Origin of the sequence: Nannocystis sp. RBIL2 (assembly GCF_026626745.1) — a bacterium.
In the GTDB taxonomy this organism is placed as follows: Bacteria; Myxococcota_A; Polyangia; order Nannocystales; family Nannocystaceae; genus Nannocystis.
In genome coordinates, this window is the sequence record NZ_JAPNJW010000002.1 from 251,677 (window position 1) to 266,079 (window position 14,403).

General features: G+C 71.5%; 9 protein-coding genes. 7 read left to right on the plus strand and 2 right to left on the minus strand.

Annotation, left to right across the window (positions count from 1 at the left end; all coding sequences use genetic code 11):
- The first annotated feature begins 78 nt into the window (after positions 1–78).
- The 6 genes from pheS to OV090_RS26270 all read left to right on the plus strand — a co-directional run bounded on the left by pheS (position 79) and on the right by OV090_RS26270 (position 9,360).
- Complete coding sequence (pheS, locus tag OV090_RS26245) at positions 79–1,158, plus strand: phenylalanine--tRNA ligase subunit alpha (RefSeq protein ID WP_267707352.1); 1,080 nt, start codon at positions 79–81, stop codon at positions 1,156–1,158.
- Complete coding sequence (pheT, locus tag OV090_RS26250) at positions 1,155–3,695, plus strand: phenylalanine--tRNA ligase subunit beta (RefSeq protein ID WP_267707353.1); 2,541 nt, start codon at positions 1,155–1,157, stop codon at positions 3,693–3,695. Before pheS ends, pheT begins: the two co-directional genes overlap by 4 nt.
- A gap of 344 nt (positions 3,696–4,039) precedes the next feature.
- The gene (locus tag OV090_RS26255; RefSeq protein WP_267707354.1) at positions 4,040–6,337 is read left to right on the plus strand and encodes a Tex family protein; all 2,298 of its coding nucleotides are present in this window, start codon (positions 4,040–4,042) and stop codon (positions 6,335–6,337) included.
- 50 nt (positions 6,338–6,387) lie between these two features.
- Positions 6,388–6,975 (plus strand): hypothetical protein, encoded by a 588-nt coding sequence (locus tag OV090_RS26260; RefSeq protein ID WP_267707355.1) that lies wholly within the window; start codon positions 6,388–6,390, stop codon positions 6,973–6,975.
- Positions 6,976–7,134: 159 nt separating this feature from the next.
- On the plus strand, positions 7,135–8,217 hold the full coding sequence (locus tag OV090_RS26265; RefSeq protein ID WP_267707356.1) for a hypothetical protein: 1,083 nt from the start codon (positions 7,135–7,137) through the stop codon (positions 8,215–8,217).
- Positions 8,218–8,586: 369 nt separating this feature from the next.
- Entirely contained in the window at positions 8,587–9,360 is a 774-nt protein-coding gene (locus OV090_RS26270; protein WP_267707357.1) for a hypothetical protein, read from the plus strand.
- A gap of 82 nt (positions 9,361–9,442) precedes the next feature.
- On the opposite strand, the gene OV090_RS50920 is transcribed toward OV090_RS26270, so the two are convergent.
- Entirely contained in the window at positions 9,443–11,647 is a 2,205-nt protein-coding gene (locus OV090_RS50920) for a tetratricopeptide repeat protein (RefSeq protein ID WP_267707358.1), read from the minus strand.
- Between the two features lie 58 nt (positions 11,648–11,705).
- Positions 11,706–13,307, minus strand: coding sequence for a hypothetical protein (locus tag OV090_RS26280; RefSeq protein ID WP_267707359.1), 1,602 nt, complete (start codon positions 13,305–13,307; stop codon positions 11,706–11,708).
- A 139-nt stretch (positions 13,308–13,446) separates the two neighbouring features.
- On the opposite strand from OV090_RS26280, the gene OV090_RS26285 reads away from it, so the two are divergent.
- A complete protein-coding gene (locus OV090_RS26285; protein WP_267707360.1) occupies positions 13,447–14,388 on the plus strand; it encodes an FHA domain-containing protein in 942 nt (313 codons plus the stop codon).
- Positions 14,389–14,403 lie beyond the last annotated feature (15 nt).

The window sequence follows — 14,403 nt, forward strand, 5'->3', positions numbered from 1 at the left end:
CATCGTTCGAGCCGCGCTGCCGGCTCGTCGCCGTTTAAGCGGGCGGCGAGGCCGGCGGAAAAGAGGCACACTCTCGCCATGCCAGCACGTTTGGCCACGCAGCTCGCGGCCTTCCAGGAGGCGCTCGCCGGCGTCGACTCCGAGGCCGCGCTCTACGAGCTCCAGGTCGCCTACCTCGGCAAGAAGGGCACCGTCACCGCGCTCCGCGGCGAGATGGGCAAGCTCCCGCCGGAGGAGCGCAAGGGCTTCGGCGCCGAGTGGAACCGGGTCCGCGACGCCATCGAGGCCGCGCTCGAGGAGCGCCGCACCTATCTCAAAGACCAGGCGCGCCGCCTCGACCTCGCGCGCGTCGAGGACCTGACGCTGCCGCCGCTGCGACCGCCGGCCGGCACGCTGCACCCGCTGTCGCAGACGCGCCGGCGCCTGAGCGAGAGCTTCCAGCGGCTCGGCTTCTCGCTGGCCGTCGGCCCGCACGTCGAGCACAGCAAGTACAACTTCGACGACCTCAACGTGCCGAAGGACCACCCGGCGCGCGACATGGCGGACACCTTCTTCGTCCGCCCGCACCGCCACCCCGGCTTCGACGACCACTCCGACAACGACGCGGCGATGCGCCTGCGCGCCGGCGAGCTGGTCCTGCGCACGCACACGTCGCCGGTGCAGGTGCGGACGATGCTGGCGCAGAAGCCGCCGATCCGGATCGTCGCGCTCGGCACCACCTTCCGCTGCGACGACGACGCGACCCACAGCCCGATGTTCCACCAGATCGAGGGCCTCTACGTCGACCGCGGGGTGACCATGGCCGACCTCAAGGCGACGCTGATGGACTTCACCCGCGACTTCTACGGCCGTCGCCTCGACGTCCGCTTCCGGCCCAGCTTCTTCCCGTTCGTCGAGCCGGGCGCCGAGTTCGACATCGGCTGCCCGTTCTGCGGCGGCGAGGGGTGCAACCTGTGCAAAAGGACAGGTTACATCGAGATCGGCGGCTGCGGCATGGTCCACCCGGCGGTGTTCGAGGCCTGCGGGATCGACCCCGAGGTCTACACCGGCTGGGCGTTCGGCTTCGGCGTCGACCGCATGACGATGTCGCAGCACGCGGTCCCGCACCTGCGGCACATGTTCGAAGGTGATGTCCGGTTTCTGGAGCAGTTCCCGTGAAGATCTCGCACCAGTGGCTCAGTGAAATGTTCGCCGAGGGCGCGCTCGAAGCGGCGCTCGCGGCCTGGTCGGCCGAGGGCAAGGCCGCGGCCTACACCCGCCTGCTCACCGGCCTCGGTCTCGAGGTCGAGGCCGTCCACACCGTGGGCGAGGGCGTGCGCTCGATCGTGGTCGGCGAGATCCGCGGCAAGTCGCCGCACCCGAAGGCCGACAAGCTGACGGTCGTCGAGCTGTTCGATGGGACAGGTGTCGTCCAGGTCGTGTGCGGCGCCAGCAACCTGCCGCCGCTCGGCGGCAAGGTGGCGTTCGCGCCGGTCGGTGCGGTCCTGCCGGGCGGCCTGGCGATCGGGGCCCGCGAGCTCCGCGGCGTGCCGTCGCAGGGCATGATCTGCTCGGAGGCCGAGCTCGAGATCGGCGCCGACGACAGCGGGATCCTCGTGCTGCCCGAGGACTGGCGCGCGGGCGATCGCCTGGTCGACCGCGTGCCCGGGATCGTCGACACGGTCCTCGAGCTGGGCGTGACGCCGAACCGGCCCGACGCGCTCGGGCACATCGGTGTGGCCCGCGACGTCGGCACCAAGCTCGGGCTGCCGCTGCGGCCGCCGCACGTCGACCGGCCCGAGGCGGCGAACACCCCGGGGCTGGTGACGATCGCTGCGCCGGAGCTCTGCGGGCGCTACCTCGGGTATGTCCTCGAGGGCATGTCCGTTCAGCCATCTCCGCTGTGGATGCGGGTGCGACTGCACCGCGTCGGCCTGCGGGCGATCAGCAACGTCGTCGACGTGACCAACTTCGTGCTGATGGAGTGCGGCCAGCCGCTGCACGCGTTCGACCGCGATCGCCTGGCCGAGGGCCGGGTGGTGGTCCGCCGGGCCGAGCGCGAGGAGCCGATGACCACGCTCGACGGCACGCAGAAGCTGCTGACGACCGACGATCTGGTGATCGCCGACGCCGGCGCGCCGCAGGCCCTCGCCGGCGTGATGGGCGGCGCGCAGTCGATGGTGCACGCGGGCACGCACCACCTGCTGCTCGAGGCGGCCTGGTTCGCGCCGCCGGGGATCCGCGCGACCGCTCGCCGCCACGGCTACGCCACCGACTCCAGCTACCGCTTCGAACGCGGCGTCGATCACGGGGTCGGGCTCGAGCGGGCGGCCCTGCGCGCGCTCGGGCTGCTGCTCGAGCTGGCGGGCGGCCGCTGCACTGCCTGGACCGATGCGGCCGGCGAACGGCCGCAGCAGCCGACCATCCCGCTGCGCCTGCCGCGGGTCGCGGCACTGCTCGGCGTCGAGGTCCCGGCCGACACTGCCCGCGCGGTGCTCGGCGGCCTCGAGGTCCAGGTGCGCGAGGACAGCCCCGAGGCGTGGACCTGCGTGGCGCCGACGCACCGCCCGGACCTCCGCCGCGAGGTCGACCTGATCGAGGAGCTGATGCGCTTCCACGGGCTCGACAAGGTGCCGGCGCGGCTGACGGTGCCGGCCGAGGCGCGCGCGGCGGCCCACAGCGACCCTATCACCGAGCTCGGCGATCGCCTGGCCGAGGGCCTGCGCGACGCCGGCCTGCACGAGCACGTGGCGATGGCGTTCGTCGCCGAGTCGAAGATCGAGTTCTTCACCGTACCGCCCGAGCGGCGCGTCCGCGTCGAGAACCCGATGCGCGCGGCCGGAGTGATGCGCACGCACATGCTGCCGGGGTTGCTCGACGCGCTGACGCACAACGTCGCCCGCCACACCCGCCCGGTTCGCCTGTTCGAGGTCGGCCGCACCTACGCCTGGCCCGAACGACCTGTCCCGAAGGACGGGCCGACGGCGGCGATCGACGTCCTGCTGCCGCGCGAGCGCGCGGTCGCGGCGGCGCTGATCTACGGCGGGGCGAAGGGCGGGGCGAGCGCACGCGAGATCACCGGCGCGGCCGTGCAGGCGCTCGCGCGCGTGGGCCTGCGGGCGCGGCCCGTCGATCCGCCCGCGCCCGCCGCCCACCTCCACCCGGGCGTGCAGGCGGCGCTGGCGGTCGACGGCGCGGTGGTCGGCGAGGCCGGCGAGGTCCACCCGGACCTGGTGCGCGCGTGGGACCTGCCCGAAGGGACACGTGTGTACTACGCCGAGATCGACATCGAGGCGGTCCCGCCGCGCGTGACCGCGACGGCGCGCGATCTGCCGCGCTTCCCGTCGACGGCCCGCGATCTCTCGCTCGAGATCCCGCTGACCCTGAGCGCGGCGCGGGTGGTCGCGGCGCTGACCGCCGCGGCCGGCCAGGTGCATCGCACCGCGATCGAGGCGGGCCAGCGCGCGAGCGGCAAGACGACCGCCGGCGAGGTCCGCCTGGCCACCGACTCGTTCGGCGAGCCGGCCGTCGAGGTGCTCGAGGACTACCGCGGCGCCGGTGTGCCGGTCGGCCATCGCGCGCTGCTCCTGCGCCTGCACTACGCGGCCGAGCAGCGCTCGGTCACCGACGACGAGGCGCAGGCGCTGCACAACGCCATCGTCGCCGCGGCCTGCGAGTCGCTGCGGGCCTCGGCGCCGACGGTGCGCCCGCGCTGAGCGGGAGGCACGCGAGGGCATGGCGCCCGCACATCGCCTGTCCGTGAGGACAGGCGGTGTCGACGCATGACATGTCCCCGAGGACACGTCCATCGCGTCATCGGTGCGCTTCGATCACCTGTCCTGATGGACAGGTCCGGGTGTCGCGTCGGCGCGGCTTTGCTGGCCACAGGTCGCGTGCCTCGCAGCCGGTCGCTCGCCCTGTCGAGATCACGCCGGCGAGATCTTCCAGCAGGCCGCGAATCCCGGGTCTGGCGGGGGCGAGGGGAGGATCGGCGCCCGTCGGCGCGACCCGCACGGGGGTCGACATCGGCCGGCTCCGTGTGCCAGGTTCCCCGCCCGCGATGACCACCCCGGCCGAATTCAATCCCGTCCCCGTGCTCGCCCGCGACCTGCAGCTGCCCGAGCGGGGCGTCGCTGCCGTGGTCCGACTGCTCGCCGAGGGCGCGACCGTGCCGTTCATCGCCCGCTACCGCAAGGAGGCCACCGGCGGGCTCGACGAGGTCCAGATCCGGGCGATCGAGGAGCGTCGCACCTACGTGCTCGAGCTCGAGGATCGCCGGCGCGCCGTGCTCGACACGATCGCCGCGCAGGGGCTTCTGACCGACGAGCTGCGGGCCAAGATCCTCGCCTGCGACACCAAGGCCGCGCTCGAGGACCTGTACCTGCCGTTCAAGCCCAAGCGGCGCACGCGGGCGATGGTGGCGCGCGAGCGCGGGCTGCAGCCGCTTGCCGATCGGATCCTCGCCCAGCCCGACGACGGCGATCCGCAGAGCGAGGCGGTCAAGTTCATCAAGACTGAGCTCGAGGTGCCCGACGTCAAGACCGCCCTGGCCGGGGCGCGTGACATCGTCGCCGAGGTCCTGGCCGAGTCGCCCGAGGTGCGGGCGATGGTCCGTGAGGCGTTCGCCAAGGAGGGCACCGTGCGCTCCGAGGTGATGGCCGACAAGGCCGGGCAGCCGACCAAGTTCGAGCAGTATTACGAGCACGAGGAACCGGCCGCGAACATGCCGTCGCACCGGTTCCTGGCCGTCCGTCGCGGCGAGCAGGAGGGCGTCCTGCGGGTCAAGATCGGCGTCGGCGCCGAATCCATCACCCCGCGGATCGAGGCGCTGGCCAAGGCGCGTGCGGGCACTCCGTTCCACGCCGAGATGGTGGCCGCCTCGCGCGACGCGTTCGTGCGCCTGCTGGCGCCGACGATCGAGACCGACGTGCGCATCGAGCTGAAGATGAAGGCCGATCGCGAGGCCGTGCAGGTGTTCGGCGACAACCTGCGCGCGCTGCTGCTGGCGGCCCCGTTCGGCGGCCGGCGCGTCATCGGCCTCGACCCCGGCCTGCGCACCGGCTGCAAGTGCGCCGCGCTCGACGAGACCGGCACCTACCTGGCCCAGGTGACCCTCTACACCAGCCAGGGCGCGGCCGCGGCGGCGCGGGCCGAGCAGGAGCTGGTCGCCTTCGTCAAGACGCACAAGCCCGACGCGATCGCCGTCGGCAACGGCACCGGCGGGCGCGAGGCCGAGGCGTTCGTGCGCGCGGCGCTGGCCACGGCTGGCCTCAAGGACATCATCGTCGTGCCCGTCAGCGAGGCCGGCGCGAGCGTCTACAGCGCCTCCGAGGTCGCACGCGAGGAGCTGCCTGACCTCGACGTGACGATCCGCGGCGCCGTCTCGATCGCGCGCCGCTTGCAGGACCCGCTGGCCGAGCTGGTGAAGATCGATCCCAAGGCGATCGGCGTCGGCCAGTACCAGCACGACGTGTTCCAGCCGCTGCTGGCGAAGAAGCTCGATCAGGTGGTCGAGAGCTGCGTCAACGGCGTCGGCGTCGACCTCAACACCGCGAGCGCGCCGCTGCTGTCGCGGGTGGCCGGCCTGCGACCCACCGTGGCCAAGAGCGTGGTCGAACACCGCGCCCGCAACGGCGCCTTCGCCAGCCGGCAAGCGCTGCTGACGGTGCCCGGGCTCGGGCCCAAGACCTTCGAGCAGGCGGCCGGCTTCCTGCGGATCCGCGGCGGCGAGCACCCGCTCGACGCGTCGGCCGTCCACCCCGAGCGCTACGCGCTGGTCGAGGCGATCGCCACCGACCTCGGCGTGCCGCTGGCGAAGCTGGTCGGCGACGCCGCGCTGGCCGCCAAGATCCCGGTGGCGCGTTACGCCACCGACAGCGTCGGCGAGCCGACGCTGCGCGACATCGTCGCCGAGCTCGGCAAGCCCGGCCGGGACCCGCGCGATCGCTTCGACCCGCCGAAGTTCCGCGCCGACGTCACGACCATGAACGACCTGAAGGTCGGCATGACCCTCGAGGGCGTCGTCACCAACGTGACTGCCTTCGGCGCCTTCGTCGACGTCGGCGTCCATCAGGACGGCCTCGTCCACATCTCGCAGCTCTCCGACCGCTTCGTGAAGGACCCGCACGAGGTCGTGAAGGCCGGCGACCGCCTCAAGGTGCGCGTGCTCGAGGTCGATCTCGAGCGGAAGCGCATCGCCTTGACCGCCAAGAGCGAGGCGCCGCGTGGACAGGCCCCGCAGCCCAAGGTGCACGAACGCACGCCGCTGAACAAGGGGCGGGGTCCGAAGCCCTCGGAGCAGCCGCGGGCCCAGCAGACCTTCAGCAACAACCCGTTCGCGCGCCTGCGCAAGCCGTGATCCACGCGAGCAATCCCCCTGCGGGACCGCTATGATGGGGCGTTCGCCCCATGTCCGACGAGACGCCCGCGATCCGCGCCCATTACGCCAAGCTGGCGCTCAAGCGCCTGCGTGCCTATCCCGAGGGCAAGGGCAGCGGGATCCGTGAGCGCGTCGGCAGCGAGCGCCTGACCGCGATCCGCGACGCGGCGAGCCTCGACTGGGTGCCTGCGGCGACGGTCGTCGCGCTGTGCGACGCCATCCTCGAGGTGCTGGGCGAGGAAGCCGCGCGTGGGTTCTGGACCGACCTCATGCGTGACAGCTACGACCACGGGATCCTGAAGCCGCTGACGATGCTCGCCGGCTTCGGGCTCGGCAAGTCGGCGATGTCGGGGCTCGTCAAGACTGCGCCGCGGGCGTGGCTGCTCTCGAGTCAGGCGTGCGGGACCCTGGAGGTCATCGACGACGCCGCGGGGCTCAAGCTGCGCAGCCACGACATGGCCCCTGAGATCTTGCACAGCCGCGGCTTCCTCTGCGTGTTCTACGGGGCGTGTCGGGCGATGCTCGACGTGCTGAAGAGCCGCGCGAGGCTGGAGATCTACGCCCACGAGGTCGACGGGCAGCCGCAGCTCGGGTTCAGCTTTCAGCTCGACCCGTAAAACGCCGCCGGAGAGGCGCGAGCCAGGCGGTGCCGACGCCGTCGCTCGCGGGCAGGGGCGTCAGGGCGAGTTCGCCCACACGCGCGTGCGGGCCCGCGGGTGCGCGTCGCTGCCGCGACGGCGCCGCTTTGTGATAGCTTCCCGTCCCCAGGAGACAGCATGTTGAAGCGCTCGTTGTTCATCGCCGCGGCTTTTGGCCTGTTCGTGGTCGCCGACGCCGGATGCAAGAAGCAGGAGGAGTCGACGGCACCCGACGAGGTCGCCGAAAGCACCCCGAAGAAGAAGGGGGTGAGCGAGGACAACGAGGACAGCATGGTCGCCGCCGGGCCGTCTTCGAGCGAGGGTGAAGGCGAGTCCGCGCCCGCGACCACCGACATGGACGCCGCGGTCGCCAAGGAAGACGCCAAGGTCAAGAAGCCGGAGGTCAAGGAGGTCTGCAAGACCAAGACCGTCGGCAAGGGCAAGGCGAAGAAGAAGGAGACCACCTGCGAGATGGTCGACAGCAACCCGAAGCTCAGCGCGTCGATCGGCGTGAACTCGCTGATCAAGGGCTTCGAGTGGGGCATGAGCCCCGATCAGGTGCTCGCCAAGCTGGGTGAGTCGATCAACAAGTACTTCGACGACCAGCTCAAGGAGACCAAGAACCCGATGGATCAGGATCGGATCCGCAAGGAGCGGAACGATCAGATCAACGAGCTCAAGAAGGGTCACATCAAGTTCGCGTCGTCGACCAAGCACAAGTGGGGCGTCTCGCTCATCCAGTACGAGTTCGCCGACGACAACAACGAGGAGATGATCTGGGTCAAGGAAGGCTCGAAGCTGCGCAAGTTCTACTTCTTCAAGGACGGCCAGCTGTGGAAGATCGTCTACGCGTTCAACAAGGAGAAGTGGCCGGACAAGGACTACGCGGGCGTGGTCGACGGTTCCTTCAAGAAGTGGTTCGGCGTCAACCCGGCCGCGAAGACCAAGCAGGACCCGAAGACCGCCGCGGTGCTGCTCCGCTACAACGAGTGGACCGGTGAGAAGAACGAGAAGGTCCGCTCGTTCGACATGACCGAGGTCCACGGCGTCGTCGTCGTCGCCGTCGTCGACGGCGTGCAGGAGACCAGCATCGGCGAGCGCCTGCCCAACATCAAGGGCGACGACAAGTTCACCGACACCGTCGGCGACGTGCTCGGCACCTCCGATGTCGCCTACGACGAGAAGGGCAACATCATCGAGGGCAAGAACCCGGCCAAGTGAGCCGCCCGGCGCCGATCGGGTAGACGATTCAGGCGCCCTGTCCCGACGGCCATGTCCTCGCGGCCCTGTTCTTCGGAGCAGGGCCGCGGCGCTTTCTGGGCCCGGTGGCGCTCGCGCTGTCGGTCGTTCGCCTCGCGCTCGCGCCGACGTCCGGCCCGACGCCGCTTCACGGCCGCGTGACGATGGTGTTTCAAACATGTCCCGAGAGACATCCTCTCGCGGCCTTTCCGCGTCGCGGGTTCGCCGCGACGGGCGGTCTCACGCGGGCGCGGCAGCGCGAGCGGAGCGGTTCGGCGGATCGGGCCCGGTGAAGCGACGACGTCACGGATGGGCTTGCGACCGCGAGTCCGCCGCGCTACACGCCCGCCGATGCGACGCATGACCTTGACCTTCTTGATGACTTCGCTGCTCGCCTGCGGTGAGACCGGCGACACCACGACGACGACCGGGACCGTCGTCACTGCCGGTGACGACACGACCACCACGAGCGAGACCGACTCGACTGCGAGCGAGCCGACGACGGCGAGCGAGCCGACGTCCGGCACCGAGGGCGCGAGCGAGACGGGCACCACGACGAGCGACACGACCAGCGTGACGACGGTCGAGACCACCGAGGCCACGACCGTGGACACGATCGCGACGACCGCGGTGGACACGACGAGCGAGACGACCGGCGAGACGACGACCGAGACGACCGGCGAGATGACCGGCGAGACGACCGACACCACGACCGACACCACCGGCGACACCGAGGGGACCTCGCCCCTCGTGATCGCCATCGTCGACGCTTACCTCTACGCCGACTGCATGCCGGTGTCCGAGCCCGATCCGGTCCAGGGCACCTGGTACGTCGAGTTCGACAACACCGACAACCCGAACGACACCGCCGCGGTCCTCACCGGCGCCTCGCTGTCGCTCGCGGGCGCCGACCCGCAGGTGATCGAGCCGATCCAGGTCCAGCCGCTCGAGAGCCCGCCGCTGCCCGCCGGCGAGTACATCAGCGTCGAGATGGCCAAGCTGCCCGGCATGGCCCACAGCGCCTGCGAGCACTGCGACGAGTTCTACGACCTGGTGCTCGAGTACGACGAGGACGGGGTGAAGCACCACGTCCTGGAGGAGGTCACGATCTCCTGCTCGTTCTGAGCGCGACCGCCTCGTTCGCCGAAGAGACATGTCCTGAGGAACATGTCTCCGAGGGCATGCCCCTGAGGGCATGCCCTCAAGTTCAGCGAGGCGCTCGGGCCTTTGCGGGCAGGTCGTCCCACTCGAGGTAGCTTCGGGCCATGTCGTACTCGAAGAAGGCCATGCGGCGGGTGTCGAGGACCTTGCGCATCAGCTCCTTCGCGCCGGCGGTGTTGCCGCTGCGCCAGCGGCGGAGGGCCTCGTAGAAGTAGGCCTCGGCGCGCTCGCCGGAGTCGGAGGCGCCGCGCAGGAGGTCGTCGAAGCTGAGCTTGCCCTGGGCGTGCTCGGCCAGGCGGGTCGGCCAGCGCTCGCCCTTGTAGGCCTCGAGGAACGCGATGACGCCCGGGTCCTGCGGCCGGTTCTGCCGCGCCGCCATCTCGTGCAGCCACAGCGCGAAGTACAGCTTGAGGCTGCCGCGCAGGTCCTCGCGCGGGGCCGCGGCGCGGAAGATCGCCAGAGCGTCCTCGTAGTAGCCGTGGCTGACGAGGAAGATCATCGGCTCGGCGTAGGCCTCGGCGCGGCCGTCGGCGGTGTCGCGGGCCTGGCGGAAGTCGGCCACCGCCTGCTCCACGTCGCCCATGTAGAACAGCAGCTTGCCGCGATCGATGAGCCGCGAGGCCCGCTCGCCCGGCGGGATGCTGGGGAACGCGATCAGCTTGTTGAGCTGGCGCAGGGCCGTCTGCATCTCCTGCTTGGCCTCGTCGGCCTTGCCCTCGCGGCGGGCGATCGCGGCCAGCTGGGCGCGGCCTTGCGTCTCCCAGCGCAGGCGCAGCAGCTGGTTGTCGAACGGCAGGCCGAGCAGGGTCTCGTAGTGGCGGCGGGCCTCGGAGACCTTGCCGTCCTTGAACTCGATGGTGCCGAGCAGGTCGAGCGCGGCCGGCTGCGGCTCGCCGCGGACGCTGCGCTGCAGCAGGTCCTTGGCCCGGTCGACGCTGCCTTGCTCGTAGAGCGCCTCGGCGAGGGTGTACTGGGCCTCGGCGAGGCCGGGGCGGATCGGGCGGTCGCGCCACAGCTCGACCGCGCGGGCGTGGAACTTCTCGAGCTGGGGCATGCGCGCGAGCGCGGCGTCGAGGTCGATGGCGGCGATCCGCTCGAGGCTGGTCTGCTGCATCGAGGCCAGGTCCTGCCAGGCGTCGAAGATGTCCTCCTTGAGCTCGACGGTGCGCCGCAGGTGGGCGATCGCGGCGTCGACGAGGCCCTGCTTGCGCAGCGCGCGGGCCAGCAGCAGGTGCGCGAACGGATCGTCGGGGAAGCGCTGGACGGCCCGCCGCGCCAGGTTCTCGACGATGCCCCAGCCCTGGGTGAGGAAGGCCGGAGGTATCCTTTCGGACATGTCCTCGTCGTCAGGCAGGAACTGACGCGCCAGCTCGAGCAGCGGGCGCGCGCTCTTCTTGGCGTTGCGCGCGCTGTCGAGGTACTCCATCAACTTGCGCGTCGGCATGTCGAGCTCGACGCGGGCCAGCGCCTGGCCGGCGCCGTCGAAGTCGTCGGCGCGCAGGTAGAGGCGCGTGACGAGGTAGCCGGTGACCTCGGCCCGGTGGCGCGCGGCGAGCCCGAGCTCGAGGTTCTCGCTGCTGCTGGCGACCTCGATCGCGGCCTCGTAGCGGGCGACGTAGAGGTCGGTCAGGCGCTGGACCACGAACGGGGCCGGGAAGTCGGCGGCGATCTCCTCGAGCGACTCCTCGAGCTCCTCGTGGCGCAGCACCGGCTCGTCGGAGAACGGGCTGTTGCGCACCACCCAGCCCTCGATCTCCGTCCAGCTGGCGATCGCCCGCTTGCGCACGTCGTCGTCGCCGAACTGCTGCTCGATGGCGGCGGCGAACAGCGCCGGCGACTCGTTGCCGCGGCGCGCCGCGGCGACGTAGATCCGGTGGGCCGCGGCGCACAGGCCGGGCTCGATCTGCCGGGCCCCGCGGAGCTCGCTCGGCCGCCACAGCCCGGCCGCGAACTGCAGCGCCTCGACCGCTTCCTCGGGGCGCTCGTCGTCGAGGGTCTTGTCGATGTAGCGGACCAGGAAGTCGAGCAGGACGCGGCGGAAGTCGGCGCGCTTGGGGCTGTTCTCGGGCAGCAGCGCGAACTGGTTGAGCGCGAGCGCGAAGTGGTCGAGGTCGGGGATCGACTTGGGCGCCTCTGGCGCCTGCAGCTCGCCGCGCGGGGCCCGGGCGCAGGCGGGCAGCAGCGGGGCGGCGGCGAGCACGAGCGCGAGCCAGCCCGTGAGAGGCGAGGTGCCGGAGAGAAAGAGGCGCACGATGTTGAGTGTACGCAGACCCTCGGTCCGCGGCCACCCAGGAGGGGCGCGCGGGCCGCTATTCGCGGCCGGGCGTGCGCTCCGCCCACCGCAGGGTCAGCATGAAGGTGTGCACCGCGCCGGTGTAGCGGCCGGCGTTGCTCGGTCGCCCGCGCCCGGCGAGCACGAGCGCGGCGTCGTCGCTGTTGATGTCGCCCCCGGCGGCGGCGAACCGGGTCGCGGCCGCGGGATCGAAGTCGCCGGGCCGGCCGGTGCTGCTCGGCAAGTAGAGGTCGAAGCCGTAGCCGGGCACGATCTGCAGGTTGCTCGAGCCGACCCGCAGCGGCACGCCGACGGTGATGCCCGCGCGCCAGCCGTCGTTGTTGCCGGGCTCGCGCGCGGTCCTGCGGACCACCGGCGACGAGAAGTGCCCCCCGAGCACCGCCGCGAGGTTCGAGCGGGCCTGGTAGGTGGTGTAGATGTCGAAGCCGAACAGGTCCTGGCGGCCGCGATAGCGCGTGCTCTCGGGCAAGAGCACGCTGTTGCGATCGAGGCCGACGAGGCTTATCTGCTGGCTGCCCGGATCGGCGCAACTTCGCACGCCCGCGCCGCGGCCGACGACGTCGTTGCAGAGGTCGATCCAGTAGAGGTTGGTGTCGATGTGCCAGAACCGGCCGCGATCGAGGACGAAGGCGGCCCCGATCGCGGCCTCGCGGCTGACTCGTTCGGTCATCGTGGCGTCGATCGGGCTGGCGACGCTGCACGGCAGCACGTCCGAGTCGGTGCCCTCGGTGGTGTCGGGCCGGCACACGAGGGCGTCGCCCGCGAGCGTCAGGTCGCCGCCGCGCACGAGCGGGCGCGTGCGGTAGCGCAGGCCGAGCGTGACGCGATCGCTGACGTCGACGGCGAGGCCGAAGGTGAGGGCGACATCGAAGCCGGCCGGCCTGTTGTCGCGGTCGGGCAACCACCGCGTGCGCCCGTTGAAGCCGACTCGCTCGGCGCACAGCGGGTTCTCGACGCGGTTGCAGCGCGGGCCGTCGTCGCGGTGCTCGGACAGGACGGTGCTGTTGTCGTACGAGAACCGCTGGCGCAGCCGCGGCAGGTGGATGCCGATGCCGATCCGCAGGCTGGCGAGGATGTTCCACGCGACGGCGACGGTGATGTCGGTGCGCTGCGTGGCGGCGCCGCCGTTGAGCTTGCAGTTGGGATCGTCGCGGCGGCAGAAGAGCGGGGGGCGGCCGTCTTCCTCGGGCGCGAGGTGCCAGCGCAGGCGATCGTCGCTGGTGTAGTGGATCTCGCTGCCGAGATCGTAGGCGCCGATCCCGACGGCGAACGGCTCGAAGTAGAGGCTGCCCCCGACGAAATAGCCGCCCAGCGGGTTGTTGAGGTTGATGCGCGGGCCCAGCTCGCCGGTCGGGGTGCCGTCGGCGGCGACGGCTTCGCGCCGGATCCACCGCTGATCGAGGCCTCCGGTGCCGCTGAACTGGAAGCGAAAGCCCTTCATTCCGGCGAGCATCGCCGGGTTATGGTGAAGGGCCGTCAACGAGCGGCTGGCGGGGCCCTGCGGCTCCGCGCCGCCGAGTCGCTGCGCCTGGCCGGGGGCGGCGTGCGCGAGCGCCGGCACGCCGAGGAGGCCGGCCGCGAGGAGGCCGCAAAGGAGGTTTTGCGCGATTTCGCGCACACGCCCGCGGACGGATCGGAGGACTCGTGGTCCGTCCGAGGTTCGCCGCGTCCGTCGCCGAGAGCGCATCGCGGGGGGCAGGATAACCCGGTTTGACCGCGACGGCCGCAGTTGACCCGCGCGCCATCAACTTCTTAGGATGCCGGGGCGTACCGAGGACCACGCTCGCGCCACCCGGGCGAGCACCTCGGGGGGGACGTGCATGAGCAAGACGCTGCGCCAGTTCCAATGTCGTGATGACCTCTGGGCCCGGGTCGAGGCCCTCGCCAAACGCCGTGGGATCGCCACCGACGATGTCGTCCAGGCGGCGCTGCTGCAGCTGTTCAAGGGCGCGGCCAAGGGCAAGAAGGACGAGAGCTCGGGCATGACGGCCCCGCCCCCGGCCGGCCCCAACACGCCGCCGCGCTCGGTGCTGTCGACCCAACCCGGGCATCCCGGCGCCGCTCGCCCGGGCTCGGCCCCGCTGCCCAGCGCGGCCCCGGTGCCGCGTCCGCCTGGCGTGCGGCCCCCTCCGTCGGGTCCGATGACCTCGCCGCCGCCCGGCCCCGCAGCGCCGCCTGCGAGCATCAGCTCGAGCCAGAATCGCTCCCCGAGCGCGCTGCCGCAGCCGCGTCTGCCCAAGCCGGCGACGGCCCCGTCGACGCCGGTGCCGCCGCCGGCGTCCATCCCCGCGGCCCCGCCGACCCTCGGCGCGCCGAGCCCCGCCAAGGTGGCACCGTCGCTGCCGCGCCCGCCGACCGGGGCCTCGCGCCTGCCGCCCCCGACCGGCGCGCCGGTCAGCAAGCCGCGCCCGCTGTACGTGCTGTTCGAGGGCCAGTGGTACGAGATCGACAAGGAGGAGTTCGTGATCGGCCGCGGTCAGAAGTTCTCCGACCTGGCGATCAAGGACGCCAACATCTCGCGCCGCCACGCGTCGGTGGTCCGCCGCGGCCACGACTACTTCATCAAGGACCTCGGCAGCACCAACGGCATCGAGTTCGAGGGTCAGCGCGTCGACAACCACAAGGTCAACGACGGCAGCGTGTACTTCCTGTGCGACCACGAGCTGCGGTTCACGTTCACGCCGCCGAACCCGAGCTGACCTGAGAGACCTGTC